26 protein-coding genes are annotated in these 25,675 nt (G+C 63.1%); 16 read left to right on the top strand and 10 right to left on the bottom strand.

The features are described from left to right. Nucleotides 1-9: 9 nt before the first annotated feature. Together ACP7D4_RS05880 and nhaR are read right to left on the bottom strand one after the other, a co-directional pair. Nucleotides 10-1,350: a hemolysin family protein gene (locus tag ACP7D4_RS05880; RefSeq protein WP_426104065.1), complete on the bottom strand. Its 1,341-nt coding sequence runs from the start codon at nucleotides 1,348-1,350 to the stop codon at nucleotides 10-12. A gap of 55 nt (nucleotides 1,351-1,405) precedes the next feature. Then, nucleotides 1,406-2,314 (bottom strand): transcriptional activator NhaR, encoded by a 909-nt coding sequence (nhaR, locus tag ACP7D4_RS05875; protein ID WP_426104064.1) that lies wholly within the window; start codon nucleotides 2,312-2,314, stop codon nucleotides 1,406-1,408. Between the two features lie 101 nt (nucleotides 2,315-2,415). Between nhaR and ACP7D4_RS05870 the strand changes: the two genes are divergently transcribed. The 7 genes from ACP7D4_RS05870 (at nucleotide 2,416) to ACP7D4_RS05840 (ending at nucleotide 8,531) form a co-directional block, all read left to right on the top strand. After that, entirely contained in the window at nucleotides 2,416-3,459 is a 1,044-nt protein-coding gene (locus tag ACP7D4_RS05870) for a DUF475 domain-containing protein (protein WP_426208121.1), read from the top strand. A 119-nt stretch (nucleotides 3,460-3,578) separates the two neighbouring features. Further along, entirely contained in the window at nucleotides 3,579-4,154 is a 576-nt protein-coding gene (locus ACP7D4_RS05865; RefSeq protein WP_426104062.1) for a TerD family protein, read from the top strand. A 76-nt stretch (nucleotides 4,155-4,230) separates the two neighbouring features. Next, nucleotides 4,231-4,932: a TIGR00266 family protein gene (locus ACP7D4_RS05860; protein WP_426104061.1), complete on the top strand. Its 702-nt coding sequence runs from the start codon at nucleotides 4,231-4,233 to the stop codon at nucleotides 4,930-4,932. Nucleotides 4,933-4,948: 16 nt separating this feature from the next. Then, entirely contained in the window at nucleotides 4,949-5,530 is a 582-nt protein-coding gene (locus ACP7D4_RS05855) for a TerD family protein (RefSeq protein WP_426104060.1), read from the top strand. A gap of 318 nt (nucleotides 5,531-5,848) precedes the next feature. Then, nucleotides 5,849-6,247 (top strand): GntR family transcriptional regulator, encoded by a 399-nt coding sequence (locus ACP7D4_RS05850; RefSeq protein ID WP_426104059.1) that lies wholly within the window; start codon nucleotides 5,849-5,851, stop codon nucleotides 6,245-6,247. Next, nucleotides 6,244-7,119: an ABC transporter ATP-binding protein gene (locus ACP7D4_RS05845; protein WP_426208118.1), complete on the top strand. Its 876-nt coding sequence runs from the start codon at nucleotides 6,244-6,246 to the stop codon at nucleotides 7,117-7,119. The genes ACP7D4_RS05850 and ACP7D4_RS05845 overlap by 4 nt, the downstream gene beginning before the upstream one ends. Beyond that, nucleotides 7,116-8,531 carry a hypothetical protein gene (locus tag ACP7D4_RS05840; protein ID WP_426208116.1) on the top strand — a complete coding sequence of 472 codons (1,416 nt, stop codon included), beginning with the start codon at nucleotides 7,116-7,118 and terminating at the stop codon, nucleotides 8,529-8,531. Before ACP7D4_RS05845 ends, ACP7D4_RS05840 begins: the two co-directional genes overlap by 4 nt. 23 nt (nucleotides 8,532-8,554) lie before the next feature. On the opposite strand, the gene ggt is transcribed toward ACP7D4_RS05840, so the two are convergent. From ggt to ftsY, 7 genes are all read right to left on the bottom strand, one after another. Then, nucleotides 8,555-10,303, bottom strand: a complete 1,749-nt coding sequence (ggt, locus tag ACP7D4_RS05835) for a gamma-glutamyltransferase (RefSeq protein WP_426104056.1) — start codon at nucleotides 10,301-10,303, stop codon at nucleotides 8,555-8,557. A 27-nt stretch (nucleotides 10,304-10,330) separates the two neighbouring features. Continuing rightward, nucleotides 10,331-10,657, bottom strand: coding sequence for a hypothetical protein (locus ACP7D4_RS05830; protein WP_426208114.1), 327 nt, complete (start codon nucleotides 10,655-10,657; stop codon nucleotides 10,331-10,333). A gap of 225 nt (nucleotides 10,658-10,882) precedes the next feature. Further along, nucleotides 10,883-11,473 (bottom strand): ACP phosphodiesterase, encoded by a 591-nt coding sequence (locus ACP7D4_RS05825; protein WP_426104054.1) that lies wholly within the window; start codon nucleotides 11,471-11,473, stop codon nucleotides 10,883-10,885. 113 nt (nucleotides 11,474-11,586) lie between these two features. Next, nucleotides 11,587-12,486 (bottom strand): RNA polymerase sigma factor RpoH, encoded by a 900-nt coding sequence (gene rpoH / locus ACP7D4_RS05820; protein WP_426208112.1) that lies wholly within the window; start codon nucleotides 12,484-12,486, stop codon nucleotides 11,587-11,589. 645 nt (nucleotides 12,487-13,131) lie between these two features. After that, nucleotides 13,132-14,052, bottom strand: coding sequence for a permease-like cell division protein FtsX (gene ftsX, locus ACP7D4_RS05815; protein WP_426104052.1), 921 nt, complete (start codon nucleotides 14,050-14,052; stop codon nucleotides 13,132-13,134). Beyond that, nucleotides 14,049-14,708, bottom strand: a complete 660-nt coding sequence (locus ACP7D4_RS05810) for a cell division ATP-binding protein FtsE (protein ID WP_426104051.1) — start codon at nucleotides 14,706-14,708, stop codon at nucleotides 14,049-14,051. The genes ftsX and ACP7D4_RS05810 overlap by 4 nt, the downstream gene beginning before the upstream one ends. A 6-nt stretch (nucleotides 14,709-14,714) precedes the next feature. Beyond that, on the bottom strand, nucleotides 14,715-16,055 hold the full coding sequence (gene ftsY, locus ACP7D4_RS05805) for a signal recognition particle-docking protein FtsY (RefSeq protein WP_426208171.1): 1,341 nt from the start codon (nucleotides 16,053-16,055) through the stop codon (nucleotides 14,715-14,717). A 1,005-nt stretch (nucleotides 16,056-17,060) separates the two neighbouring features. Here ftsY and ACP7D4_RS05800 point away from each other — a divergent pair. Next, nucleotides 17,061-17,474, top strand: coding sequence for a hypothetical protein (locus tag ACP7D4_RS05800; protein ID WP_426208110.1), 414 nt, complete (start codon nucleotides 17,061-17,063; stop codon nucleotides 17,472-17,474). A 40-nt stretch (nucleotides 17,475-17,514) separates the two neighbouring features. Here the strand turns inward: ACP7D4_RS05800 and ACP7D4_RS05795 are convergent, their stop codons facing one another. Further along, nucleotides 17,515-18,456 (bottom strand): MerR family transcriptional regulator, encoded by a 942-nt coding sequence (locus tag ACP7D4_RS05795; RefSeq protein WP_426104049.1) that lies wholly within the window; start codon nucleotides 18,454-18,456, stop codon nucleotides 17,515-17,517. A gap of 296 nt (nucleotides 18,457-18,752) precedes the next feature. On the opposite strand from ACP7D4_RS05795, the gene ACP7D4_RS05790 reads away from it, so the two are divergent. From ACP7D4_RS05790 to ACP7D4_RS05755, 8 genes are read left to right on the top strand one after another with little or no spacing between them, the layout of a single operon-like run. Then, nucleotides 18,753-20,051, top strand: coding sequence for an NAD(P)/FAD-dependent oxidoreductase (locus tag ACP7D4_RS05790; protein WP_426208108.1), 1,299 nt, complete (start codon nucleotides 18,753-18,755; stop codon nucleotides 20,049-20,051). Continuing rightward, the gene (locus ACP7D4_RS05785; protein WP_426208107.1) at nucleotides 20,038-20,829 is read left to right on the top strand and encodes a DUF1365 domain-containing protein; all 792 of its coding nucleotides are present in this window, start codon (nucleotides 20,038-20,040) and stop codon (nucleotides 20,827-20,829) included. The genes ACP7D4_RS05790 and ACP7D4_RS05785 overlap by 14 nt, the downstream gene beginning before the upstream one ends. Then, nucleotides 20,826-22,058: a class I SAM-dependent methyltransferase gene (locus tag ACP7D4_RS05780; protein WP_426104047.1), complete on the top strand. Its 1,233-nt coding sequence runs from the start codon at nucleotides 20,826-20,828 to the stop codon at nucleotides 22,056-22,058. The genes ACP7D4_RS05785 and ACP7D4_RS05780 overlap by 4 nt, the downstream gene beginning before the upstream one ends. 1 nt (nucleotide 22,059) lies before the next feature. Then, a complete protein-coding gene (locus ACP7D4_RS05775) occupies nucleotides 22,060-22,623 on the top strand; it encodes a chalcone isomerase family protein (RefSeq protein ID WP_426208106.1) in 564 nt (187 codons plus the stop codon). After that, nucleotides 22,620-23,903 (top strand): MFS transporter, encoded by a 1,284-nt coding sequence (locus tag ACP7D4_RS05770; RefSeq protein WP_426208104.1) that lies wholly within the window; start codon nucleotides 22,620-22,622, stop codon nucleotides 23,901-23,903. The genes ACP7D4_RS05775 and ACP7D4_RS05770 overlap by 4 nt, the downstream gene beginning before the upstream one ends. A gap of 11 nt (nucleotides 23,904-23,914) precedes the next feature. Continuing rightward, nucleotides 23,915-24,451, top strand: coding sequence for a DUF3833 domain-containing protein (locus ACP7D4_RS05765; protein ID WP_426104044.1), 537 nt, complete (start codon nucleotides 23,915-23,917; stop codon nucleotides 24,449-24,451). Continuing rightward, the gene (locus tag ACP7D4_RS05760; protein ID WP_426208103.1) at nucleotides 24,448-25,215 is read left to right on the top strand and encodes an SDR family NAD(P)-dependent oxidoreductase; all 768 of its coding nucleotides are present in this window, start codon (nucleotides 24,448-24,450) and stop codon (nucleotides 25,213-25,215) included. Before ACP7D4_RS05765 ends, ACP7D4_RS05760 begins: the two co-directional genes overlap by 4 nt. Beyond that, nucleotides 25,212-25,646 carry a nuclear transport factor 2 family protein gene (locus ACP7D4_RS05755; RefSeq protein ID WP_426104042.1) on the top strand — a complete coding sequence of 145 codons (435 nt, stop codon included), beginning with the start codon at nucleotides 25,212-25,214 and terminating at the stop codon, nucleotides 25,644-25,646. Before ACP7D4_RS05760 ends, ACP7D4_RS05755 begins: the two co-directional genes overlap by 4 nt. The last annotated feature ends 29 nt before the right edge of the window (nucleotides 25,647-25,675 follow it).

Genomic DNA, 25,675 nt, shown 5'->3' with positions numbered 1-25,675 from the left:
GTTGTTTTTTTAGTCGTGCTCGTCCGGATCGCTTGCGCGTCCCTTTTGTGGAATCACCTTCACCAGCACAATGCGCGGCCCGTTCATCTTCTTGACCACGATATCAAAGTAGGGAAATTCGATCTTTTGCCCCTGCTTGGGTATATCGCCCAGCTTGACCATCAACAGCCCGCCCACCGACTCCACTTCGTCCAGCCCCAGCGTCTCGTTATCGATATCGAGACCCAGAATACGCTCGAGCGAGAAGATCGGCAAGCTTGCCTTGCCGACCAGTGTGCCGTCCGGCTGGCGCAGCCAATCGTTTTCGTTCAACCGGAATTCATCGCGGATTTCGCCGACCATTGCGCCCAGCAAATTGTCGAGCGTGAGAAAGCCCACCGGCCGTTTGCCCTTTTCGCCGATCAGCGCAAAGTGGGGTGCGCCGTCGCGAAACCGGCGAAACATGGTTTGCGCGGCCGTGCGTGCCGACATGGTTTCCACCGGCCGCAAAAATGGCTTCAGGTCGCTGATTTTCTTGCCTGCCTGCTGAGCGAAAAACAAATCCTTCAAGTGAATCACGCCGAGCACGTCTTCGCCATTGGCGTCGAAATACGGATAGCGGCTGAAGCGGTTGCGCACCACGGTCTGCAAATTGTCTTCCAGCGACTTGTTGGCGTGCAGCGCGATCACTTCATTGATGGGGCGCATCAGTTCGCTGACCGTCAACTTGGAAAAGTCCAGCGACTGGGCCAGGATGTGGCGCTCGTCGCGGGTGAATTTTTCGCCCGGTTGGCTGGTGCGCAAAATCAGTTTCAATTCTTCGGTCGAATAATGCGCGTCGTGCCCGCCCGGGCCCGACAGACCGGCCAGGCGCAGCACGGCGTTGGCGCTGGCATTGAGCAGGTAAATGGCCGGATACATGCTCCAGTAAAAACCGTACAGCGCCGGCGCCGTCCACAGGCCCACCACTTCCGGATTGCGGATCGCCATCGACTTGGGCGCCAGTTCGCCCACCACAATGTGCAGGAAAGAAATGACGCTAAAGGCGAACAGGAAAGAGACCGTATGAATCAGCGCCTGCGAACCCATGCCGATGGCGGTAAATAGCGGCGCGATCAAGCCGGCGAATGCCGGTTCGCCGACCCAGCCCAGGCCCAGCGAGGCCAGGGTGATCCCCAGCTGGCAGGCCGACAGGTAAGCATCGAGCTGACCGTGCACCTTGCCCAGGATGCGCCCGCGCCAGCCCTGGCTTTTGGCAATTGCGCGCACGCGGGTGGGACGCAAGGCAACCATGCCGAACTCGGCGGCCACAAAGAAACCGTTCAGCACGACCAGGAAGACGGCGAGCAGAACAAGAAGTACATTAGTCATAGAGATGTTGTTGTTTTTTGCTTGGCCACAAAAGCCGGAACGCCCATTGTACCGTTCAGGCGCTGCTGAAGACACCCTCGTGCACTGAAGAAAGTATGGCCTCGACCGCCGGATGCTTGATCTTGCGTTCGTTCGAGATCGCGTACACTTGCTCGCGCACCTGCGGCACCTGGCCCACCAGCACCGCGCCGAACTGCTCTTGCAGGTCGGCCGCCAGCGCCGCCGGGGCGAAGAACAAGCCCGCCCCGCGCCGCCCGAACGTGTTCAGCAGCGCATTGTCTTCGAATTCGCCGACCACGTCAGGGCGCGCATTGTGCAATTCGAACCACTCGTCGATCCGGCCCCGCAGTGCGTTATTGCGGGTGGGCAGCAGGAACGGGGCGCCGTTCAGGCAAGCTGGAAACCCCGCCGTGTAAGCCTGGGCCAGCTGCGGCGCGCCAACGACAATGGTGGCGCTTTCAAACAGCATGTGGCTAAACACGCGCAAGGTGGTGCCGGAGCGCACCGCGCGGTCGGTCAGCACCACGTCGAGCTTGTGCAGCGCCAGGTCGGCCAAGAGCGCCTCGAAATTATCTTCGTAGCACACCAGCCGCACCGGGGTGGGCAGGTGCAGCGTCGTTTCAAGCAGGCGAAAGGCGGTCAGCTTGGGCAGCGAATCGGAAATGCCGACGGTGAGCCGGGTGCGCCCGCTGTCCGCTTCCGACAGCGCTTCTTGCAGCTGCTCGCCAAGCAAAAAAATCTGGTCGGCGTAGGCCAGCGCCAAGCGACCGGCCTCGGTCAGCACCAGGCTGCGCCCCTGCGGCATCAACAGCGACTTGCCGATCGATTGCTCGAGCTGGGCCAGTTGCGTGCTGACGGTCTGGATCGCCAGTCCGAGCCGCGTGGCGGCGCGGGTAATCGAGCCTTCCTTCGCGACGACCCAAAAGTAATAAAGGTGGCGAAAATTCATTCCTGTTGTTTTCATTGTTCTGTTTTTCAGAAGTAACGGTCTTATTATCTCCTATTTTTAAATTGATCAACTGGGTCTACACTATGCCTAGTTAATTTTAATGAGGGGAAGCTGCAATGAAGCATTTCAGATGGTCCATCCTGGTCAGCATTGTCTGCCTGGTTCTGGCGGGGTATTGGGGCTACACCCATGGCGGCATGGAAAAGGCGGTGACCTTCATGGGCATCGCCACGATTCTGGCAGTGATGGAAGTGTCGCTGTCGTTCGATAACGCGGTCGTCAATGCCTCGGTCCTCAAGACCTGGGACGACTTCTGGCAAAAGCTGTTCCTGGGCGTGGGTATCATCATTGCCGTGTTCGGCATGCGGCTGGTCTTTCCGCTCGTGATCGTGGCTGTGGCCGCCGACCTGAGCATGGGCGACGTGTGGACGCTGGCGCTAAACGATCCGAAAGCGTTTTCGGGCCACCTGACGGCGCACCACTCGGAAGTGGCAGCCTTTGGCGGCATGTTCCTGCTGCTGGTGTTCCTTAACTTCCTGCTGGACGATGAAAAGGAACTGCATTGGCTCGGCCACGTCGAACAAAAGCTTGGGTCGCTGGGCAAGGTGTCCTCGATCTCGGTCATGATCTCGATCGCCATGCTGATGGGCGCCATGACGATGGTCGAAGAGGCGCAAAAGATGGTGGTGCTGATGTCCGGCCTGTGGGGCATCCTGGTCTACGTTGGCGTGGACATGATTTCCGGGCTGCTGGAAAAGGAAGAAGAGACTGACGCAAATATTGGTGCGATCGTCAAGAGCGGCGGCATCGGCGGCTTCCTGTATCTGGAAGTGCTGGATGCGTCGTTCTCGTTCGATGGTGTGATCGGTGCCTTCGCGATCACCAACGACGTTGTCATCATCATGCTGGGCCTGGCCGTTGGCGCCATGTTCGTGCGTTCGATGACGGTGTACCTGGTCAAGACCGGCACGCTCGACGAGTATGTGTATCTGGAGCACGGCGCCCATTATGCAATCGGTATCCTGGCCTTGATCATGTTGGCAAGCATGAAATACCACATCCCGGAACTGTTCACCGGTCTGATCGGTGTGGCGTTCATCGTTGCCTCGTTATGGTCGTCGATTCGCCACAGAAAGCGTCACGCAGTAGCCGCTTCATAAACGGCGCAACAAGCGAGCAAAAAAACGCGCGGCAAGCGGCTGAACACCCCTTTGCCGCGCCTGCTGGAGCAGGTGTTCATTGGTAGTTTTTATTCATTCATTTATCTGGAGAGTTACATATGGCTATCAGTCTGCAAAAAGGCGGCAACCTCAACCTGAGCAAGGAAGCACCGGGCTTGTCGAAAATGACCATCGGCCTGGGCTGGGATACGCGCGCCACCGACGGCGCCGCATTCGACCTTGATGGCGCGGTGTTCCTCGTCAACGCCGCCGGCAAGGTGCGTTCCGACGCCGACTTCGTCTTTTACAACAACCTCAAATCCACCGACGGCTCGGTGGTCCACTCGGGCGACAACACCACCGGCGACGGCGCGGGCGACGACGAAACCGTCACCATCGACCTGGCCGCCGTGCCGGCCGACATCGACAAGGTCATCCTGGCCGTGACGATCCACGACGCCGAAACGCGCAAGCAAAACTTCGGCATGGTGTCCAAGGCGTTCATTCGCTGCATCAATGCCAATGGCAACGCCGAGATCGCCCGCTACGACCTGTCGGAAGACGGCTCGACGGAAGCGGCGATGATTTTCGGCGAAGTCTACCGCGCCGGCGCCGACTGGAAATTCAAGGCCATCGGCCAGGGTTTCCAGGGCGGCCTGGGCCCACTGGCCAAGAGCTACGGTGTCAACGTTTAAGCGCCTCCACTGAGGGTTGACACACAGATCGTGGGCCGGTGCGCGGTGCGCCGGCCCTCCGACGAAAGGAAAAGCCATGCCAGTTTTTACAGTCACAGGGGATGTCGATCCCTTTCTTCACGTGTCGCTCACGCGCGGCGAGACCATCTACTGCGAGTCCGGCGCGATGGTGATGATGGAAGCCAATCTTGACCTCAAGGGCAAGATGCAAGGCGGCATCGGCAGCGCCATCATGCGCCGCTTTGCGAATGGCGAATCGTTTTTCCAGCAGCACATTGAAGCGGTGCGCGGCGACGGCGACTGCCTGCTCTCGCCCACGCTGCCGGGTGCGATGCAGATCATCGACGTCGGCCCGCGCAACTACATCCTGAGCGACGGCGCCTTTGTGGCCGCCAGCCAGAAGGTCGACTTGAAGGTGCGCACGCAAAGCATCGGCAACGCACTGTTCGCCGGCAGCGGGGGCTTTTTTGTCACCGAGACCAGCGGCAGCGGCCAGGTGGCGGTATCGGGTTTTGGCTCGATGTCCGAACTGGTCGTCGAGCAGGGCAAGGATATTACGATCGACAATTCGCACGTGGTGTGCTGGGACAGCACCTTGCGTTATGAAATTTCGATCACAACGGGCCAGAGTGGGGGCTTTATCGGCAACCTGATCAATAGCCAGACCAGCGGCGAAGGCGTGGTGCTGAAGTTTTCCGGCAATGGCAAGGTATATGTCTGTTCGCGCAATCGCGAATCGTTCCGCACCTGGGTGCAGTCCGCGGCCCAGTCGCGCTAATTAAGGAGTCAATAGCATGTCAGTCAATTTAAGCAAGGGCCAGAAAATCTCGCTCGACAAAGAAGCCGGTAGCACGCTGACAAAGATCACGATGGGTCTCGGCTGGGATGCCATCAAGAGCAAGGGTTTGTTCGGTTTTGGGGCAAAAAGCGAAACGGTTGACCTGGATGCGTCGTGCGTGCTGTTCGACGAAGCGAACAACCAGATCGATACGGTGTGGTTCCGCCAGCTCAAAAGCAAGGATGGCAGCATCGTGCACACGGGCGACAACCGCACGGGCGCGGGCGATGGCGACGACGAGCAGATCGTGGTGGACCTGGCGCGGGTACCGGCCAACGTCAAGTCGCTGGTGTTTACGGTGAATAGCTTCACGGGCCAGAGTTTCGAGAAGATCGAAAACGCGTTTTGCCGCATCATCAATGCGGCCGACAACAAGGAAGTGGCGCGCTACGATTTGTCGGTGCAAGGCTCGCACACGGCGCAGATCATGACCAAGCTGTATCGCCATAACGGCGAGTGGAAGATGCACGCGATTGGCGAGAACGGCAGCGGGCGTACCATTGAAGACCTGGTGCGCCAGATCGTGCCGCACTTGTAAGAAAAACGGACGCGGCCGAAAACGCCGCGTCATCTATAAAACGGACGCGGTCTAAACCCCCGCGTCATCTACACGTAGGGCGGAAAAGCGCAGCGCATTCCGCCATGAGCCGCCGACGACTCATGGCGGAATGCGCTGTCGCTTTTCCGCCCTACGATCCCACGATCCCACGATCCCACGAATCGACAAACCGACGAACCGGACAAACCGGACGGCCCGGACGGACTGGACCCGACGGACTCGGCATCCCCGACAAAACGCTTGACTGGCCCTCATTATGTGTTTACTGTATTAGTTAATTAATACAGTAGACAAAAAATGACAACCCACCCTCCCAATCTGTTTTCCATCGCGACCGGTTCTTCCGAGCCGATCTACCGCCAGCTGGTCGACCAGGCGCGCCGCCTGATCGCCGGCGGCCAGCTCGCCCCCGGCGACGCCATGCCCTCGGTGCGCGAAATCGCCCAGGCGCTCGCACTCAATCCCATGACCGTCTCCAAGGCTTACGGCATGCTTGAAACGGAAGGCGCGCTGACGCGCCGCCGCGGCATGGGCATGATCGTGGCCGACGCTCCCAAGCAAACCCACAGCCTGGCCAGCCGCGCCGACCTGCTGCGCCCGACGCTGGAACGCGCCGCCCTCGAGGCGCGCCAGCTCGAACTCGATCCCGACACCGTACTTGCCCTGTTCACCCACATTCTGAAGGAAAAACCATGACCAACCCTGTCATCGATGCCAGTGCCATCGTCAAAAAGTTCGATGGACGCGCGGTGATCAAGCAGCTTGACTGGCAGATCGCGCCCGGCCAGGTGGTGGGCCTGCTGGGCCGCAATGGCGCCGGCAAGTCGACCCTGATCGAATGCCTGCTCGGGCTGCGCGAAACCGACGCCGGCACCGTCACCATCTTCGGCGACGACGTGCGCAACCTGTCTGAGGATGTGCGCGCGCGTATCGGCTATGTGCCGCAGCAATCGGACCTGTTCGAGTGGCTCACGGCGCGCCAGCTGCTCGCTTATTTCAAGGCGCTGTACCCGCGCTGGAACAGCGAGAAGACCGATGCGCTGCTGGCCCGCTGGGGCTTGAACGAGCGTGCCTGCAACAAGCCGATCAGCACCTTGTCGGGCGGCGAAAAGCAGCGCCTGTCGATCATCCGCGCGCTGGCGCACGAGCCGGACCTGCTCATTCTCGACGAACCGGTGTCCGCGCTCGACCCGGTGGGGCGGCGCGAATTTCTGCGCGAGCTGATCGACGGCGTGATCGAGCGCGACACCACGGTCGTGTTCTCGACTCACATCCTGTCCGACCTTGAACGGGTGGCGCTCGATGTCGCATTTCTGCAGGATGGCCGCATCGTCCTGCAGGGCGCGCTCGACGAGTTGATGGAAAACGCGCGCCGCGTGGTCGGCCCCCAGATGCTGCTGGCCGGCGCGGTGCTGCCGGGAGAGCTGCGGCGCAGCACAGGGCGCGACGGGCGCACCAGCATCATCGTGCGCGAAAGCGCGCCGGCGCTGGCGCTGGCCGCGCGCGAGCCGGCGCTGCGGGTTGAAGCGCTCAACCTGGAAGAGCTGTTCGCCGAGGTGACCCAATGAGCCCGTCCTGGCGCACCTGCTTCGCGATCTGGCGCACTGCCGTCTATGGCGCACGCCCGACGATGGTGAAGGTGTATTCCGCGCTGCTGCTCATGCTCGCGCCGCTGATGGCCGCCGGCGCCGCCGCGTTCATGCCGGCGCCCGAGTCGGCGCGAATCATCGGTTTCAGCGTGCCCTTGTCGATGCTGTCGCTGTTTCTGTGGATGCGCTACGTGCTTGGCGTGATCCGGCAGCACACGCCGGTCAACGCAGGCCTGGTTCCGCACCTGCACCGCGCCGTGCGCAGCACCACCGTGCTGGTGTGGGCGGTGTCGTTGGCGCCGATGGCGCTGCTGGCGTCGGCCATGGGCAATCCGGAGCTCACGTTCATCGCGCTGGCGGCCCAACTGACCGCGGTCGGCATCGCATGCGGCGCGCGCAGGGATGGCAAGGTCCTCGCGCCCGCGCTGGTCGCCTTTGTCGCTTACGCCCACAACAGCCCGGCGTTACTGGCAAAGTTCTCGCATCCCGGCGCGCTGCTGGCAGCAGGCTTGTGCACGCTGGCGCTGGCCTGGCACGGTTTGCGGGTGGTCTTTCCCTGTGCTGGCGAAGGGCATTGGAAGCTGTATCGGCAACAGGTGAAGCAAGGCGCCAACAATGATATGCTCGTGCTGCAGCGTTTCAGGCACGGCAGCGGCGCGCGCCTGCCTTTCTACGCATGGCTACTCAAGCGCGACCTGCGCAGCGGCGCCAAGCGCGCCAACTTGCTGATGCACGCCCTGGGGCCGAACATGCAACGCTTCAGTACAGTATGGCCACTGTTCGTGTTCGGTGTGGCGGCGCTACTGGCCAGGGCCGGCTACTTGTGGTCGGGCGCACCGGCAGTGCCCGCGCAGGTACTGTCCTCGATCATGCCGGGCGCGTTCGGGGGTGCCGTGGGGTTGCAGGCAGTCGCGCTGCAACGGTTCGTGCTGAGCATGTACGTAACGCAGCGCGAACAGGCGCTGGTACGGCTCTCGCCCTTGGCGCCGGACGCCAATGTGCTCTCTAGCGTGTTGGCGCGACGCTTGCTCGCCATTGCGCTTGGCGAATGGATGACCTGCACCATTTTCGCGCTGGGCGTGGTGGCGCTGCTTGGCGGCGGCTGGTACGAAGCGAAAGGCATCCTGTCGCTGGCGCTGCCTTGCCTGGCGGCGATCGGCTGGATCTTGCGCGACTATTCGCACCAGGCAAAGAACTGGGGCGTTGGCAATCTCGTGTCTCCGGTGCTGGCGCTGGTCGGCGTCATGGCCTTGTTTTTTACCCGCGCCAACGAGCCGCTGTGGGATGGCGTGTTTGTCTTGATGCTCGCATTGACCGCCGCGCTGCTGGCCCGGCGCTTTTACAAGATGGCCCGCGCACCCGTGCAGTTTCCCGCCGGGCGCCTCGGCTAGTGGCTTCGGCTACTGAAGGGTGATCAGTGCCCCGCTTTTTGCACCAGCGCGCTGCCGCTGCCATGGCGCGCGCCTTCGCTCACCGCCGTCACCGTGCCGTCGGCATTGAACACGATGGCATTGGCCGCGCCGATTTCTTCGGGCTGGGCGCCCCACTTGTGGCCAAGCTTGTCGAGCCCCTTGGCGGCCGCGCCGCCGATGTAGCCTGGCTCGGTGTCGGTGGTCACGTCGTTGCGCTGGCTAAGGCGGGGCGCGTTGATCGCCTTATCCATCGTCATGTCGAAGTCGAGGTAGTTGACGATTGTCTGCAGCACCGTGGTGATGATGGTCGAGCCGCCCGGGCTGCCCACCGTGAAGGCCGGCTTGCCGTCTTTGAGCACGATGGTCGGCGCCATGCTCGAGCGCGGCCGCTTGCCGGGTTCAGGCACGTTGGGGTGCGGCCCGCTGAAGTCGAAGTCCGTCATTTCGTTATTCAGCACGAAGCCATAGCCGGGCACCACGATGCCGCTGCCGCCCCATGCTTCGATGGTGAAGGTGTAGGCGACGACATTGCCCTCCTTGTCCGACACCGCCAGGTGCGTGGTGTGCGCGCTTTCGGCCATCACGCGCGCCTGGGGCGGGCGCAGCGGCACGCTGACGTCGTTCTGGAATGGGTACGGGTCCCCGGCGGCCACTTTGCCGGCAGCGCGCTGGGCGCTGATCTGCGCGCGACGCTTGGTCGCGTATTCCTTGCTGAGCATGCCGGCCAGCGGCGCCTCGACGAATTCGGGATCGGCCAGGTAGGCGTTGCGGTCGGCAAAGGCGAGCCGGCTCGCTTCAAGATACAAGTGTTCGGCGTTCGCGCGCGGCATCGCGCCCAGGTCGTAGGCTTCGAGGATGTTGAGCGCTTCGGCCACGGTTGCCCCGCCGCTTGACGGCAGCGGCATGCCATACAGCTCGTAGCCGCGGTAGGTGCTCTTGAGCGGCTGGCGGATGCGCGCTTCATAGTTGGACAGGTCGGCCAGCGTCATGCTGCCGGCGCGCACCTTGACCCCGGGCGCCACCGGCGGCTGGTTGACGGCGGCCACCATCGCACGCGCCATCGGCCCGCTGTAAAAGGCCTTCTGGCCGCGCGCGGCGATTTCGCCGTAAGCCTTGGCCATGCCGGGGTTCTTGAGCAGCGTTCCCACGGGCAGCGCCTTGCCGTTTTTCAGATAGAGTGCGCTGGTGCTGGTAAAAAGCTGAAATTTTCTTTCATTTTCGCGTGTCAAATGATTGAATGTTTCACTGACGGCAAAGCCCTTGTTGGCCACGCCGATGGCTGGCGCGAGCACTTGGCGAAACGACATGCTGCCATAGCGGCTGAGCGCTTCGTGCCAGCCGCGCACGGTGCCGGGCACGCCCACTGCGCTGCCGCTGGCCACTGCGGTGTCGAAGTCGAGCTCCTTGCCGTTTTCCTGGAACACGGTCGGCGTAAAAGCGGCCGGCGCCATTTCGCGGTGGTCGATCGTGATCACGCGCTTTTCGCGCGCCAGGTAAATGACCATGAAGCCGCCGCCGCCAATGCCGCAACTGAAGGGATCGGTCACGCCGAGCGTGGCTGCTGCCGCCACCGCCGCGTCAATCGCATTGCCGCCCTGGTTCAGGATCGTCATGGCCGATTGCGAGGCTTGCTCGCTGATGGTGGCGACCGCGCCGCCGGTGCCGCTGGCCACCGGCGTCTTGGCGCCGGCGGGGATGACGATCAGGAGTAGAAGGGTGAGGGCAAGATGGCGCGGCGCGTTGTTGGACATGAATGTTTGGCGTGGATGGATGATGGATTATGGGCTGGTGATGTTCACTGTCACCGGCATGATAACGACTGGCGCCGACGCCGTCGATGGGCGCAGCGGCGGTTCGGCCGTCTGGCCGAGGGCCACGCGCACGCCCTTGAAGGTGCTCGCTTCAAAGGCCGGTTTGGCTTTCGTCAGGTCGAACGACTCGGTGCCGGCGGCGCCCGAGAGTGTGAACTTGTAGCTGATTTCGCCGGCGGTGACGCAGCGCACATCGGGCGGGCAGCGGCTGTCGGCCGCGCCATCGTAGCGCAGCGTGGCGGCCGGGCCGACGGCCACGGTGCGCTGGGGAAGCAGGGTGGCGCTGGAAGTCATGGAACTCTCCTGGGCTGGGGCAGTGGCGGGTGCCGGCGTGGACGTGGACGTGGACATGGACGGGGTGGCGGGAGCTGCACTGCAGCCGGCCAGCAGAACTGCCGCTGCAAGGGTGGATATGAGATGGGTCATCGGTTCATGCTCCGCATTGAGTTGAAAGGTCGATCATAGCAAAATGGCCAGTTCGGGCCGCCCGGGACGCGTGATGCGCCTACCTGCGCCGTTTCATGGCCCTGTTGTGCGCCGGCTCTCGGCAAAGGCGATCAGCTCGGGGAAAAAGGCGTGAAAGCCCGTTTCCAGTTGCGCGTAGTTGGCCTGCAGGTCGGCCAGTCCCTCGCGCAGCAGATGGCCGTTTTTGGACAGGCGTGTCGAAATGCGGCACACCGCAGTTTCCACGCCTTCGAAGCGCAGGTAGGAGCCGAGCCAGTCCTGCTCGATCATATAGGGCGCCGCGCGCGCCAGGTTGGCCGGCAGCGTGTCGGCCCGGCGCGCGAGGGCCGCGTAAAAGCGGGCGATGAACACAGGCAGCGCAACGTCGGCGTAGCGCGCCCAATGGGTGGCGAGCAGGTGATCGTAAAACACGTCGAGCAAGATGCCGGCGTAGCGGCGGTGCGCTCCTTCGAACAGCGCCTTGGCGTCAAGGACGATGGGATGGCTGTCGGTAAAGGAGTCGACTTTGCGGTGGGTGACAATTTCCGCCTCGATCTCGGCGCTGAAGCGCTCACCGCCATGCGGCTTGACGAAGTCGCCGAGCAGGGCGCCGAGCATGGCGTCGTCGCTGTGCCGGGCGAGGTAGATGTGGGCGAGGTAGTTCATGCGCCATCATACGCGCCCGGGCTCGCGCTGCTTGCCCGGCCCCGAAATGACGGACGCATGAAAAAAATGCCGCTCGGCGCAGGCTGAACGGCATTCGATCGTGCCAGAGGCGTTTAGATGAATGCGGCGAGCGCACCCTTCATTTTCTTGAGCGCTGCCGCTTCGATCTGGCGGATGCGCTCGGCCGAGACGCCGAATTCTTCGGCCAGCGTATGCAGCGTGGCGCCCGAGCCGTCGTCGTTGGCCAGCCAGCGCGCTTCGACAATGCGGCGCGAACGGGGATCGAGCTTGCCCAGCGCCGTTTCCAGCCCCTCGGACTGCAGGCGCGTAACCTGCTCGGCCTCGAGCACTTTGGTCGGCTCCGACAGGTCGGACGACAGGTAGGCGATGGGCGAGAACTTGTCGTCTTCGTCGTCGGTCGGCGCTTCGAGCGCGATGTCGCGGCCCGACAGGCGCGTTTCCATCTCGATCACTTCTTCGCGCTTGACGTCGAGCAGCTTGGCAAGGGCATCGATCTGGGTCGGCGACATCGCGTCCAGACCCTGCTTGTTGCTGCGCAGGTTGAAGAACAGCTTGCGCTGCGCCTTGGTCGTGGCGACCTTGACCAGGCGCCAGTTCTTCAGGATGTACTCGTGCATCTCGGCCTTGATCCAGTGCATCGCGTACGACACCAGCCGCACGCCCTGGGCCGGGTCGAAGCGCTTGACCGCTTTCATCAGGCCGATGTTGCCTTCCTGGATCAGGTCGGCATGCGGCAAGCCATAGCCGAGGTAGCCACGGGCGATCGACACCACCAGGCGCAGGTGCGACAGCACAAGCTCTTGCGCTGCAGCCAAGTCGTTGCTTTCCTGCAGGCGCGTAGCCAGCGAGATTTCTTCGGCGTGGGTGAGCATCGGCAGGCGGTTCACTGCCGAAATGTAGGCGTCGATATTGCCAAGGTTGCCAGTAAAGCCGAGTCCCAGATTGCGATTGGCGCTCGGGATCAATGCGGATTGTGCGGACAACGTAGTCATGTGTTTCCTCTAGAGTAGCTTGCTGCATAAGGTGGCGCCACAGGCAGGAGACACCCCGGCGCGACAGTTGGTACCTGATGCTGGCGGCGGAATATTGTTGCCCCGCCATACACTTGCGTATATTAGCACTCTCCCGCGCAGAGTGCCAATTGGCCCGTTATATGGGTCTGATAGGTAATGGAAGTATTGCAACACGTCACTAATCCGGGCAAATCTCACTTTAGTGCAGCGCACAAGACGATTATTGATATTTCGCAAGACTGTTGCGCGAACGGGGGAATCGAAAGAATACGCTTTGATGGGGCGACTAACTGTTCGTTCCCGCACGTAGGGGGCTGTCGGAAAGTGGCGATGGTGCAACAGCACTACATCCTCCGCGCACCGCTCCGTTCGCGAGGACGATGTTATTCAGGTTTCTGGTTGCCAAATGTCGCGTTGACGTAGGGCGCAAAAGCGCAGGCCTCGGCGGGCCCCTTTTGCGCCATGCATGCGTTAACGGGACGCGGACATGGCGGAATGCGCTACGCTTTTCCGCCCTACTTGCCGCAACTCATCAACGTCGTTTTGCGCGCCACTGCGCTGACCGTAGGGCGCAAAAGCGCAGACCTCGGCGGCCCCCTTTTCCGCCACGGCGCCGCCGCCGGCCTAATTCAGGCGCGCAAGGTGGCGTTGCACCGACAGCATCGCCCCAACCAGCCCCAAACCCGCGCTGATGGCCAGCAAGCCCGCCATCGCCAGCGGATGCAGCGGATACAGCTGAAACTGCGACGCATACAAGCGCGCAAATTCCCCAATCGACGTATTCAAGGGCTGAATCGCCAGCGCCACGGCCCCCAGCGCCACGCCACCGGCGCATAGACCCAGCAAAATGCCCGTGTAATAAAACGGACGGTGGATGAAATTATCGGTCGCGCCCAGCAGTTTGCTTACGGTAATTTCCCCGCGCTGCGTGAGCACCTGCAGGCGGATGGTATTGAACACCACCGCTACCACCACCATCCCCAGCGTCACCGCCAGCAACAACAGTACGGTGCGCAGCACGCCCATCAGCGCGGCCAGGCGTTTGACCCATGCCGAATCCACCTGCACCGCCTCCACCCCGGGCAGCATGCGCAACTGCGCCGCCACCGCATCGACACTCCCGGCATCGGCCGCCGTGCCAAAACTGTCGAGCTTGATGACATAGCCATCGGGCAGCGGATTGTCGCCCAGCGTATCGATCACGTTGGTCAGGCTGCCCTTGGCGTTCAGGCTCGCCAGCGCTTCCTCGCGCGGCACAAAGGCAATGCGCGCCTTGCGGTCCTTGAGCAGCGCCTGTATCTGCGGCTGCAGGGCCTGCGCTTGCTCGCGCGTGGTGGCCGGGGTCACGAACATGCTGATTTCCGGATCGACCGACAGCTGCTGCGACATCGGCCGTATGTTTTCAAGCAAAGTCAGGCCGGCGAACGGCAGCGTGAGGGCGATGGCAACCACGAAGACATTGAACAGGAAGCTGCCCGGCGCCTTGCGCACATTATCGAGCGCCGCCACGACGGCAAAGCGGTGTTGACGCAGCCAGTTCTTCATGCGGCTTCTCCCGTGACGTGCCCGTGGTCGAGATGGATCACGCGCGCGGCGCCGTCGAGCACGTACTCGTCGTGAGTGGAAATCATGCAGGTCACCCCGGCAGCGTTAAAGGCGCGCAGCGCGTCGAGCACCTTGTCGGCGGCGGCGCGGTCGAGGTTGGCGGTCGGCTCGTCGGCCAGGATGATCTGGGGCCGGTTGACAATGGCGCGCGCAATGGCCACGCGCTGCTGTTCGCCGCCCGACAATTCCAGCGGCCGCGCCAAGGCGCGCTCTTCCATGCCGACGCGGGCCAGCGCGGCGCGCGCGCGGCGCTCTGCTTCACCCTTGGCGTCGCCCAGCACCATCAGCGGCAGCATTACGTTGGCCAGCACGGAGCGGTCGGTCAGCAGGCGCTGCTGCTGCAAAATCAAGCCCAGCTTGCGGCGCAGGTAAGGCACGCTTGCCTTCTTGAGCTTGCAGATATCCTGGCCATTGACCAGGATCTGCCCGGACGTCGGGCGCTCGATGGCGGCAATCATTTTGAGCAAGGTCGACTTGCCGGCGCCGGATGGCCCGGCCAGATAGACCAGTTCGCCTTTGGCAATGGTCAGCGACACGTCGCGCAGTGCAATGGCGTCCGGAGAATACTGCTTTGATACATTCTTGAATTCAATCATGTGGCCTTATCCGAGCAATGCTTCGACGAATTCTGCCGCATTAAATGGCTGCAAGTCTTCAATTTTTTCACCGACGCCAATGAAATAGATGGGGATCGGACGCGTGCGCGCAATGGCCGCCACCACGCCGCCCTTGGCCGTGCCGTCGAGCTTGGTGATCACCAGGCCGGTCAAGCCCAAGGCATCGTCGAACGCCTTGACCTGGGCCAGCGCATTCTGGCCCGTATTGCCGTCGATGACCAGCACGATTTCGTGCGGAGCGCCTTCCATGCCCTTGGCCACGACGCGCTTGATCTTCTTGAGTTCTTCCATCAGGTGCAACTGGGTGGGCAGGCGCCCGGCGGTGTCGACCATGACGACATCCATCTTGCGCGCCTTGCCCGATTGCACTGCGTCATAGGCGACGGCGGCGGGGTCGCCCGACTCTTGCGCGATCACGGTGACGTTGTTGCGCTGGCCCCAGACCATCAATTGTTCGCGCGCGGCAGCGCGGAAGGTGTCGCCGGCGGCCAGCAGCACCGATTGATCGTAGGTTTGCATGTGCTTGGCCAGCTTGCCGATGGTGGTGGTCTTGCCGGCGCCGTTGACGCCCGCGATCATCATCACCAGCGGCTCGTGGCGGCCCAGTTCGAGTGGTTTTTCGAGCGGCAGCAGCAGCGCGTGCATCAGTGAGCGCAGCGCGTTTTTCACGCCGGCCGCGTCTTGCACCTTGTCGTCGCGAACCTTCTTGCGCAGCGCGTCGAGCAGGAACTGGGTGGCGTCCATGCCGGCGTCGGCCATCAAGAGCGCCGCTTCCAGTTCCTCGTACAGGTCTTCGTCGATCTTGGCGCCCACGAACAGTAGGCCGAGGTTGTTCGAGGTCTTGGACAGGCCCGCTTTCAGGCGTTCCATCCAGGAGCGCTTGCGGTCGGAGTCGGAGCGGCCCAGGCGTTCGGCAGTCTCGGGAATCAGCGGGGCGAGTTCGACGGCCGGTTCCGGCCCCGGTACGAACACTGGCGGTGGCGGTGGCGGTGGCGGCGGTGGCGGCGGTGGTGGTGCCACGAAGGTCGAGGTGGTGCCGTAACGGCGCGCGCCAAGTGTTGGGGCCGCTGCGGCGACAGGCGCCGGCGCTGGCGCGAACGTCACCGGGGCCTGTGGCGCTTGCGCCGGGGCGGCCGGGAAGCGTGCGTCCGGCGCCAGTGCCACAGGCACCGGCTCCGCAGGCGCCGGGACGAACACTGGCGAAGGCTGGGCGACGGGCGCAGGCGGCGCTGCCGCGGCTGGCGCCGGTTGGAACGCCACCGGCGCCTGAACCTCTGGCGCGGGGGCAGCGGGGAAGGGCGCGTCCGGCGCCAGTGGCGCAGGAATCGCTTCAACAGGCGCCGGGACGAGAACTGGCGCGGGCCGGACGTCCAGCGCAGGCTGGGCAACCGGCGCGGGCGGCGCTGCCGCCGGCACCGGTTCGAACGCTACCGGCGCCTGGAACCTTGGCGCAGATGGGAACGGCGCATCCGGCGCCAATGGGGCAGGAACTGCTTCAACGGGCGCCGGGACGAGCACGGGCGAAGCTTGCGCGGACAGCGCAGCTTGGGCGAACGGCGCAGGCTCGGCGATAGGCGAAGCTACCGGCGGGGGCGCAACGTGTGGCTCTGGGACTGGCGCAACGGGTGCGGTGTACGGCGCGGCCCGAGCTTGCTCTACCGGCGCTGGAGGGGGCGGCGGCGCGACCGGAGCAGGTGGTTTTTTCTTAAAAAAACTAAACATTGGTATGTGTTGGGAGGGGCTGCAAGCACACGCCCGGCGGCGCCGGGCACGATCAAATGGATGGCGAGTATTTTACCAGAGGAGGGACGCAATCCCGCCTATGGATGCCACATCGACAAGCTTTGTGTTAATGGCGACGGCAAATGTCAAAGCCCAACGATTTGCCTGCCAGTACAAAGGGGTCGTCCGATTCGCTGATGTTTCGGAATTCGCTACGCCCGGGGCCTGGCCCCATGCCCACGGCGGCAAATTTCGCGATTGCTGATGATATTGCCCGCTTTCGGCCGATTTCGGCACGAAAACGGCCGAAATGCTGGCGAAATTGCCCGATTTCGAGACGAGAACGCGCGATTTCGGGCCGAAATCGGCCGATTTGGAAACGAAATCACCCGATTTTTTGTTCCGGTATCTGAACGCTTCCCAGATTCAATGTCTAACGAATAAGCCCAAAAAAATCGCGCGTTTTCGCGTTGCTTTCGGTGCCTTTCGTGCGCTTTTCGGTCCAATTCGTCAAAAAATCGCGAGTTTTCACCGCGTAATCGGGCACTTTCGGACCGAAATCGGGCGGAATCGGGTCATATCGTCCACTATCGTGTAAAGGAGTAGTTCATGAAGCGTCACCCCAACCACCGCATGGACTTGCCCATTTCCATCGAAGTCTACCAGCAACTTTTGTCCGCTGCGGGGGAAACAGGGTTTCAAAAAAAGTTCTGGGAAATTGGCGAGTCAGCTATCCGGGACTGGATGGTGCGCCATCATCCCGATTCATTCTCGGCGCCAACGGCCGGCTATCAATGGAAGCACGTGTTCCTTCCCCACGGAACTCTGCTACGGACGGTTGTCAGCGGGCGCAATCATCATTGCGTGGTGGAAGACGATTGCATTCGCTACAAGGGGGCTGAGGTATCGCCAAGCAAATTCGTCAATGCCGCCGGCGGCATTCGGCGCAGCGCCTGGAAGACGCTGTGGGTATTATTTCCTGACACGACAACCTGGGTATCGGCCGAATCACTGAGGTCCTGACTCCGCTGGCAGACCCAAGTTTGTGGCAATGACGACGCCATTAGGCCGCCGGCGCCTCTTGCTGCCCCCGCCAGCGCGCCACCGCCCCGCTGATATCGAACAGATCGAGCACGCACTGCGGCCCCAGCTGCCTGCGCGCCAGCGCCGCACAACTGCCGCCCGCCCACACCTGCACGTCCGCTCCCAGCCTGGTTTGCAATTCCGACACGTTCTCGATTGCCGCGCGCGGCGACATCACGCTGGAAAACGACAGCGCAACAATATCGGCTTGCTGCACCTTGGCCGCGGCCACGATATCGGCCAGCGGCGTCTGCACCCCCAGCGAGACGCAATGCGCCCCTTCCAGGACAAACAGCGCCTCGGCCATCAGCAGGCCCAGGCCGTGCCTTTCCTGCGGCACCGTGGTCAGCATCACGCGCGGGCGCGATGCCGCCTGGCCAATTTGCTGGTGGGCTGAAAAAATCGCATTGCGCATCACGCTTTGCAGCGTTTCAGCAAACAAGTGTTCTTCAAACACGGCCAGGTTGCCCGCTGCCCAGGTGTCGCCCACGATGGTGGTGAGCGGCGCCACCACGTCGAGCACAAACCGGCGCAAGCCCAGTTCCAGCTGCGCCTGCGCCATGCGCTGGCGCAGTTCAGGCATCTTGTGCGCCTTGATCAGCGCAAGGCACTGGCGCAGCACCGGGTCGTCCGCGTCCGGGGGCGGGCAAGCCGCGCCCGCCTTGTTGGCCAGCTCGGTCAGTTCCGGCGTCTCCATGTGCATGATCTTGCCGGGCCGGTAGCCCACATCGAGCAGGCGTTTCACCACGCGCAGGCGCTGCACCTGGTCGGCAGGATACAGCCGCTCGCCATTGCTGTCGCGCTCCGGTTGGGGAAAGGCGTAGCGCCGTTCCCAAACGCGCAGCGTTTCTTTCGGGATGCCGGTGTCGCGTTCGACGTCGCTAATACTACTGAGCACGGTCGTGATCTGGGCGGTCGTCATGGTGGTTCCAAGGTTTGTTCAGGACACTAATCTGATTGTAATCATAGCGCATCGCTTTCCTACTAGCCGATATAGCAGTATCGGCCTGCCCAATAAGAGGGGAAGGCAGGATGCGGCGTCTCAAAATATTCCCGTACCGGAATTTCTTCACTTTGAATCCATTTGTCACGCTGCCACGTATAAATCTACATGCGCAAAGTTTGTCGTGGACAAACGATTGACAAGACGCATTATTTCCCGGATTATGCTTCTTGTAAAGCATTTGTCCTAGACAAACTTGGTATTGAGGTGAAATGATGAAAATAGCTGTGATTGGGGCCGGCATCTCCGGACTGTCCTGCGCCTACCGTCTTGTCCAGGGCGGGGCCGATGTGACCTTGTACGAAGCAGGCAACTATTTTGGCGGTCACAGCAACACTGTCGACGTGACGCTCGACGGCGTCACCCATGGCGTGGATACCGGTTTTCTGGTCTTTAACGACCGCACCTATCCCAACTTGATCGCGCTGTTCGCCGAGCTGGGCGTGGAAACGGCCCCCAGCGATATGTCGTTCTCGGTCAAGATGCCGCTGGGCGAAGCTGCCCGCGCGCGCGTTCTCGAATGGGCCGGCAGCAACCTCGACACCGTCTTCGCCCAGCGCGGCAACTTGCTGCGCCCGCGTTTTTTGCGCATGGTGCGCGACATCCTGCGCTTTAACAAGCAAGCCACGCAACTGGCAACCGACGGCACGATCCCGCACATGCCGCTCGGCTATTTTCTCGACCTGCACGGTTACAGCGCCCAGTTCCGCGCCTGGTATTTGCTGCCGATGGCCGCCTGTATCTGGTCTTGCCCGTCCGACCAGATGCTTGAGTTTCCAGTGTCGACCTTTATCCGTTTCTGCCACAACCATGGCCTGCTGCAAGTGAGCGATCGACCCCAGTGGCGCACGGTGGTCGGCGGCTCGCGCAATTACGTCACCAAGCTGCTCGCCGCCATTCCCGGCAAGCGCCTGGCCACCCCGGTCACGCGCGTGACGCGCGGCATCGGCGGCGCGCGTTCGGTGCGCGTGCATACGGCCGGCGCAATTGAACAGTTCGACCAGGTCGTGATGGCCTGCCACAGCGACCAGTCGCTCGCGCTGCTGGGCGACGAGGCCAGCGCCGACGAGCGCCAGGTGCTCGAAGCGGTGCGCTATCAGCCCAACCGCGCCGTGCTGCATACCGATGCCAGCTGCCTGCCGCGCTCGCGCAAGGCGTGGTCGGCCTGGAATTACCAGAGCAACGCGGCGCCCACGCCGCAAGTGTGCGTGCACTACCTGCTCAACCAACTGCAGCCGCTGCCGTTTCGCACCAGCGTGATCGTGTCGCTCAACCCGCTTGACGAACCCGATCCGGCCACCGTGCTGGCCAGTTTCGACTATGCGCATCCGGTGTTCGACGCCGGCGCCGTGGCCGCGCAGACGCGCCTTGGCACCTTTCAGGGCGCGCGCAACACCTGGTTCGCCGGCGCCTGGACCGGTTACGGTTTCCATGAAGACGGCTTGAAATCGGGTCTGGCGGCCGCCGCCGCTTTGACGGCCTTGATGCACGGACAAGCCAATGTTGCCGCTTGACGTGCCCGCGTCTCAGCCGCAACTGTGCTTTGGCACAGTGCGCCACACGCGCCTGCGGCCTGTGCGCAACGCTTTCGCCTACGGTAACTACTACCTGCGTCTGCCGCTGCGCTCGCTCGGCAGCAAGGACTTCGGCTGCGCGCTGTTTTCGCGCAACCGTTTCAATCTTCTATCGTTCGTCGACCGCGACCACGGTGACGGCCAGCAGCCGCTGCTGGCATGGATCGACGCGCTGCTCAAGAGCGAAGGCGTGGCCGACGCCGACGGCGAAGTCTGGCTGCAAGCCATGCCGCGCGTGCTCGGCTTCGTCTTCAATCCGGTTTCTTTTTATTTTTGCCACCGTCGCGACGGCGGCTTGCGCGCCATCGTGTGCGACGTGCGCAACACCTTTGGCCAGCGCCACTTCTATCTGCTCGACACCGGCTGGGAGATCGACTTTGGCAGCGAACTGACCGCGCGCAAGGTGTTTCATGTCTCGCCTTTTTGCAAGGTGGAAGGCGGCTACCGCTTCCGCTTCACCAAGCTCCTTCGCGACGGGCACGAGCGCACGCTGGCCTGCATCGACTACGACGACGCCGACGGCGCGCTGCTGCAAACGAGCGTATCGGGTGTGGCGGCCGACGTCAGCAATGCCAGCGTGGCGCGCGCTTTTTTCTGTTTTCCGCTGATGACGTTTGGCGTCGTCCTGCGCATCCATGTGCAAGCGCTGCGCCTGTGGCTCAAGCGTGTGCCGTTTTTCTCGAAACCTGCAGCACCTAATCAAGAGGTAACACGATGAGCTCCGAATCCATGCCATCCCTGAGCGCACTTGCCGAGACCAGTGGAGCGGCGCAGCCGGTCCCGGCCTCGGCCCAGATCATCCTCAAGCTGCTGGCCAGGCTGCAGTACGGCACGCTCAAGCTGCGCACGCCAAGCGGCGAATCGCTCATGTTCGGCAATGGCCCGGGCGTGGTCACGCTGGAGCTGCACAATTGGGACCTGTTCACGGCGGCCATGCGCTCGGGAGACATCGGCTTTGCCGAATCGTATATCGACGGCAGCTGGAGTACCGACAACCTGACCGGCCTGATCGCGCTGATGGTGCGCAATCGCGATGCCATGGAGTCGCTGGTGTACGGCAGCTGGTGGGGCAGCCTGTTCTATCGCGTCAAGCATTTCCTGAACCGCAATACCAAGTCCGGCAGCCGCAAGAATATTCACGCCCACTACGACATTGGCAACGCCTTCTACAAGCTGTGGCTCGACCCGTCGATGACTTACTCGAGCGCGCTGTACACCAAGGAGTCGGGCGGCGACCTGGAAAAGGCGCAGCAAGCCAAGTACCGCGCCATCGTCAACCAGCTTGAACTGGCGCCCGGCCAGCACGTGCTCGAGATCGGCTGCGGCTGGGGCGGCTTTGCCGAGCTGGCCGCGCGCGAAGCGCGCGTGCACGTCACCGGGCTGACCTTGTCGACCGAGCAGCTGGCCTACGCCCAGCGCCGCCTGTTCGAAGCGGGCCTGGCCAACAGCAGCGACCTGCGCCTGTGCGACTACCGCGACAGCGAAGGCCAGTACGACGCGGTGGCCTCGATCGAAATGTTCGAGGCGGTAGGCGAGAGCTACTGGCCCAGCTACTTTGAGTGCGTCGCGCGCAGCCTCAAGCAGGGCGGGCGCGCATGCATCCAGACCATCGTGATTGCCGACGAATTGTTCGAACGCTATCGCAAGAGCACCGACTTCATCCAGCAGTATATTTTCCCGGGCGGGATGCTGCCTTCGCCGGCCGTGTTCGAGCAGATGGCCGCGCAATACGGCTTGAAAGTGACGGCCAAGTCCGGTTTCGGGCTTGACTACGCCGACACGCTGGTTGCCTGGCGGCGCGCCTTCCACGCGCGCCTAGACCAGGTGCGTGCGCAAGGCTTCGACGAGCGCTTCGTGCGCACCTGGGAGTTTTACCTGTGCTACTGCGAGGCCGCCTTCAGGGAGCGCAATACCGACGTCATGCACTTCACGCTGGTCAAGGAATGACATGATCACGCGCCTTGTCACGCTGTTCGTCATGCTCCTTGCATTGGCCGGCGCCCATGCCGCGCTTGCCGCACCAGCCGCAACGGCTGCACCGGCCGCGCCCGCGCACATCGAAAGCCATCTGACGGGGGCGCACCTGGCAGGGCAGGGGCCGTTCACCTGGTTTGGCCTGAAGATCTACGACGCCGAACTGTGGGTGGGCGATAAAGGCTACCAGCCGGACCAACCCTTCGTGCTGGAGCTGCGCTATGCGCGCAAGCTCGATGGCGTCAAGATCGCCGAGGCGAGCGCCGAGCAGATGGAAAAGATCGGCGCCGGCACGGCCGTGCAGCGGGCCGCCTGGCTGGCGCGCATGAAGGAAATTTTCCCGGATGTGAAGGAGGGTTCGCGCATCGGCGGCGTGTTCCTGCCGACCGCCGGCGCGCGCTTTTACCTCGATGGCCGGCCGCTCGCCACGATTTCCGATCCGGCATTTGCGCGCGCCTTTTTCGCCATCTGGCTCGATCCCCAAACCAGCGCCAAAACCTTGCGCGGGGCGCTGCTTAAAGACGCGGCGCCCCGATGATGCTGGCGGCCTCGCCCGTGCTCCCGCCCGTGCTCCCGCCCGTGCTCCCGCCTTTGCTCCTGAGGACGCTGCTCAGTTACGGCGTCTTCGGTCTGCCGCTGGCGATGGTCGCCTTGCCAATTTATGTCTACCTGCCGCAGTTTTACGCGGCGCGCGCCGGCCTGTCGCTGGCCATGATAGGCGCGGTGCTGCTGACCGCGCGCGTGGCCGCCGCCTTTATCGACCCGCTGCTCGGGCTGTGGATCGCGCGCGGGCAGGGCGCGTATGCGCGCTACGTGGCGCTGGCGCTGCCGCTGCTGCTGGCCTCTTTTGTGGCATTGTTCCATCCACCCGCACTGGGGCCGGCTGCGTCGCTCGCCTGGTTCCTGGCCACGCTGATGCTGGTGTATGTCGGCTTTGGCATCGCGACCATTGCGCACCAGAGCTGGGGCGCGGCGCTCACGCAGGCGCCGGCCGAACGGGCGCGCGTGTCGGGCGTGCGCGAAGCGTGCGGCCTGGCGGGCGTGGTGCTGGCCGCCGGCGTGACCGGCGCGGCCGGCTACGGCGCCCTGTCGATCGCGTTTGCGCTGGCGCTGCTGCTGGGCGCGGCGCTGCTGCTGTGGAGGGCGCCGCGGCCGGCGCCGGCGGTCGCTGGCAACCACGCCCTTGGCTGGCGCGCCATGGCGATCCCGTTTCGCCAGGCCCGCTTTCGGGCGCTGTTCGCGGTATTGATGGTCAATGGCGTGGCCTCGGCCATTCCCGCCACACTGTTTTTGTTTTTCGCGACCGACCATTTGCGCCTTGGCGCCTATGCCGGCCTGTTCTTGATCATGTATTTCGGCGCCGCCGCCATCTCGATTCCATTTTGGGTCGCGCTGGCGGTGCGCTTTGGCGAGGCCCGCGCCTGGGTCGGCGGCATGCTGCTGGCGGCCGTGGTGTTTGTCTGGGCTTTCGGGCTGGGGCCGGGCGCGGCGTTGGGCTTCGGCGCGATCTGCGTGCTGTCCGGCCTGGCCGTGGGCGCTGACTTGGCGCTGCCGCCCGCGCTGCTGGCCGGCGTGATCCATGGCGCGGGCCACTCCGGCTCGCGCGAGGCGGCGTACTTCGGCGTGTGGAACTGGGGCGTGCAAATGACGCTGGCGCTCGCTGCCGGCATTGCCCTGCCGCTGCTCGCGTGGCTGGGTTTTGTGCCCGGCTCGGGCGGCGCGACGAGCGCGCTGGTGGCAGCTTACGCCTTGCTGCCGTGCGCATTGAAACTGCTGGCCGCGGCCCTGTTGTGGCGCGCGCCGCTGCGGCATTTATAAAGGAACCTATCATGAAACTATTTAATAACATCGCCTGCGGCGCCGTTTTTGCCTTGCTTGCAGCTTGCAGCACGCCGAACTCGGATCTCTACGCGAAAGAGCAGCCGCGCCTGGAAGTGGAACAGTATTTCAGCGGCACGCTCGACGCCCACGGCATGTTCCAGGACCGCTCGGGCGCCGTCATCAAGCGCTTCGTTGTCGTGATGCGCGCTTCGTGGCAGGGCGATACCGGTACGCTCGACGAAGACTTTACCTATGCCGACGGCACCAAGCAAAAGCGCGTCTGGACGCTCAAGAAAACGGGGCAGGGCGCTTTTACCGCCACCGCGCCGGACGTGGTGGGCACGGCGCGCGGTGTCGTCTCGGGCAATTCGCTGAACTGGAAATATGTGCTGGCGCTGCCCGTCGACGGCAAGATCATCAACGTCGACATGGATGACTGGATGTTCCTGATCGACCAGAACGTCATGCTGAACCGGACCGCGATGAGCAAGTATGGTTTCAACCTGGGCAACGTGACGCTGTCGTTCACCAGGCGCGCGCAATGAATCCGGCGATTACCAGCTGGAAGGACAAGCGGGTCTGGGTGATCGGCGCCTCCACTGGCATCGGCGAAGCGTGCGCGCACCTGCTGGTCGATGGCGGGGCGCGGGTGGCGTTTTCCGCGCGCAGCGTGGAAAAGCTGGCGGCAACCACCGCCAACACGCCAGGCGCGATGGCATTGCCGCTGGATGTGACAGACAGCGCCGCTGTGGCCGCCGCCTGCAAGCGGCTGGTGGCCGAATGGGGCGGCATCGACCTAGTGCTGGTGGTGGCGGGCGGCTACAACGAAATGCGGGCCGATAGCTTTGACCTGGCGCTGGCCAACGGCTTGATCGACCTGAATTTGCGCGGCGTCTTCAACTGCCTGGCGCCGGTGCTGCCGCAACTGCTGCGCCAGGGGACGGGCGGGATCGGGATCGTGGCCTCGGTGGCCGGTTACGGCGGGCTGCCCAAGGCGCTGGTGTACGGGCCGACCAAGGCGGCGCTGATCAACCTGACCGAGTCGCTGTACCTGGACCTGCATCCCAAGGGGATTGCGGTGTACCAGATCAACCCCGGCTTTGTCGATACGCCGCTGACGGCGCACAATGACTTTGAGATGCCGGCGCTGATGACGGCCAAGGATGCCGCCGCGCAGCTGGTGGACGGCATCGAGCGCGGGCAGTTTCATATTCACTTTCCCAGGCGCTTTACCAACAGCATGCGCCTGGCGCGGCTGCTGCCGTATCGGCTGTACTTCTGGCTGATCCATAAAGTGACGAAGCTATGAACCGGGAACCAGAGCTCGAGCGCCTGGTGCGCTTTTTTGAAACCATCAGCGGCGACGATTTGCACGAACGGCTGGCGCAGGTGTATGCGGTCGATGCCAGGTTCAAGGATCCGTTCAACGAGGTGTGCGGGCTGGGCGAGATAGCGCGCATTTTCGAGCACATGTTCGAACAGGTGAAGGCGCCCCGTTTCGTGGTGACGACCAAGGTGCTGCAGGGGCCGCAGGCGTTCTTGACGTGGGAATTCCTGTTTGAAATGAAGCGGTTTTCAAAGGAAACGCAGACCATCGTGGGCGCCACGCAGATTATTTTCGATGCCGACGGCAAGGTGGCGGTGCACCGGGATTACTGGGATGCGGCCGAGGAGTTGTATGAAAAGCTGCCGCTGATCGGCAGCCTGATGCGCTGGCTCAAGCGCGCCGCGAACAAGTAATATGGCGCTGCCACCCCGGCGCCTGGCAT

This window comes from Massilia sp. TWP1-3-3 (genome assembly GCF_049897805.1).
GTDB lineage: Bacteria > Pseudomonadota > Gammaproteobacteria > Burkholderiales > Burkholderiaceae_D > Telluria_A.
Note: the sequence above shows the minus strand (reverse complement) of the source record. Positions and strands in the feature narration are given on the sequence as shown.

Bases quoted from the DNA above. Each gene is read 5' to 3' on its own strand.
- ACP7D4_RS05880 (WP_426104065.1), bottom strand. From the start codon at position 1,350: ATGACTAATGTACTTCTTGTTCTGCTCGCCGTCTTCCTGGTCGTGCTG.
- ACP7D4_RS05775 (WP_426208106.1), top strand. From the start codon at position 22,060: ATGATCACGCGCCTTGTCACGCTGTTCGTCATGCTCCTTGCATTGGCC.
- ACP7D4_RS05760 (WP_426208103.1), top strand. From the start codon at position 24,448: ATGAATCCGGCGATTACCAGCTGGAAGGACAAGCGGGTCTGGGTGATC.
- rpoH (WP_426208112.1), bottom strand. From the start codon at position 12,486: ATGACTACGTTGTCCGCACAATCCGCATTGATCCCGAGCGCCAATCGC.
- ACP7D4_RS05825 (WP_426104054.1), bottom strand. From the start codon at position 11,473: ATGAACTACCTCGCCCACATCTACCTCGCCCGGCACAGCGACGACGCC.
- ACP7D4_RS05790 (WP_426208108.1), top strand. From the start codon at position 18,753: ATGAAAATAGCTGTGATTGGGGCCGGCATCTCCGGACTGTCCTGCGCC.
- ACP7D4_RS05850 (WP_426104059.1), top strand. From the start codon at position 5,849: ATGACAACCCACCCTCCCAATCTGTTTTCCATCGCGACCGGTTCTTCC.
- ACP7D4_RS05865 (WP_426104062.1), top strand. From the start codon at position 3,579: ATGGCTATCAGTCTGCAAAAAGGCGGCAACCTCAACCTGAGCAAGGAA.
- ACP7D4_RS05810 (WP_426104051.1), bottom strand. From the start codon at position 14,708: ATGATTGAATTCAAGAATGTATCAAAGCAGTATTCTCCGGACGCCATT.
- ACP7D4_RS05785 (WP_426208107.1), top strand. From the start codon at position 20,038: ATGTTGCCGCTTGACGTGCCCGCGTCTCAGCCGCAACTGTGCTTTGGC.
- ACP7D4_RS05780 (WP_426104047.1), top strand. From the start codon at position 20,826: ATGAGCTCCGAATCCATGCCATCCCTGAGCGCACTTGCCGAGACCAGT.
- ACP7D4_RS05755 (WP_426104042.1), top strand. From the start codon at position 25,212: ATGAACCGGGAACCAGAGCTCGAGCGCCTGGTGCGCTTTTTTGAAACC.
- ACP7D4_RS05840 (WP_426208116.1), top strand. From the start codon at position 7,116: ATGAGCCCGTCCTGGCGCACCTGCTTCGCGATCTGGCGCACTGCCGTC.
- ACP7D4_RS05795 (WP_426104049.1), bottom strand. From the start codon at position 18,456: ATGACGACCGCCCAGATCACGACCGTGCTCAGTAGTATTAGCGACGTC.
- ACP7D4_RS05765 (WP_426104044.1), top strand. From the start codon at position 23,915: ATGAAACTATTTAATAACATCGCCTGCGGCGCCGTTTTTGCCTTGCTT.
- ACP7D4_RS05770 (WP_426208104.1), top strand. From the start codon at position 22,620: ATGATGCTGGCGGCCTCGCCCGTGCTCCCGCCCGTGCTCCCGCCCGTG.
- ACP7D4_RS05860 (WP_426104061.1), top strand. From the start codon at position 4,231: ATGCCAGTTTTTACAGTCACAGGGGATGTCGATCCCTTTCTTCACGTG.
- ACP7D4_RS05855 (WP_426104060.1), top strand. From the start codon at position 4,949: ATGTCAGTCAATTTAAGCAAGGGCCAGAAAATCTCGCTCGACAAAGAA.
- ACP7D4_RS05800 (WP_426208110.1), top strand. From the start codon at position 17,061: ATGAAGCGTCACCCCAACCACCGCATGGACTTGCCCATTTCCATCGAA.
- ggt (WP_426104056.1), bottom strand. From the start codon at position 10,303: ATGTCCAACAACGCGCCGCGCCATCTTGCCCTCACCCTTCTACTCCTG.
- ACP7D4_RS05870 (WP_426208121.1), top strand. From the start codon at position 2,416: ATGAAGCATTTCAGATGGTCCATCCTGGTCAGCATTGTCTGCCTGGTT.
- ACP7D4_RS05845 (WP_426208118.1), top strand. From the start codon at position 6,244: ATGACCAACCCTGTCATCGATGCCAGTGCCATCGTCAAAAAGTTCGAT.
- ftsX (WP_426104052.1), bottom strand. From the start codon at position 14,052: ATGAAGAACTGGCTGCGTCAACACCGCTTTGCCGTCGTGGCGGCGCTC.
- ACP7D4_RS05830 (WP_426208114.1), bottom strand. From the start codon at position 10,657: ATGACTTCCAGCGCCACCCTGCTTCCCCAGCGCACCGTGGCCGTCGGC.
- nhaR (WP_426104064.1), bottom strand. From the start codon at position 2,314: ATGAAAACAACAGGAATGAATTTTCGCCACCTTTATTACTTTTGGGTC.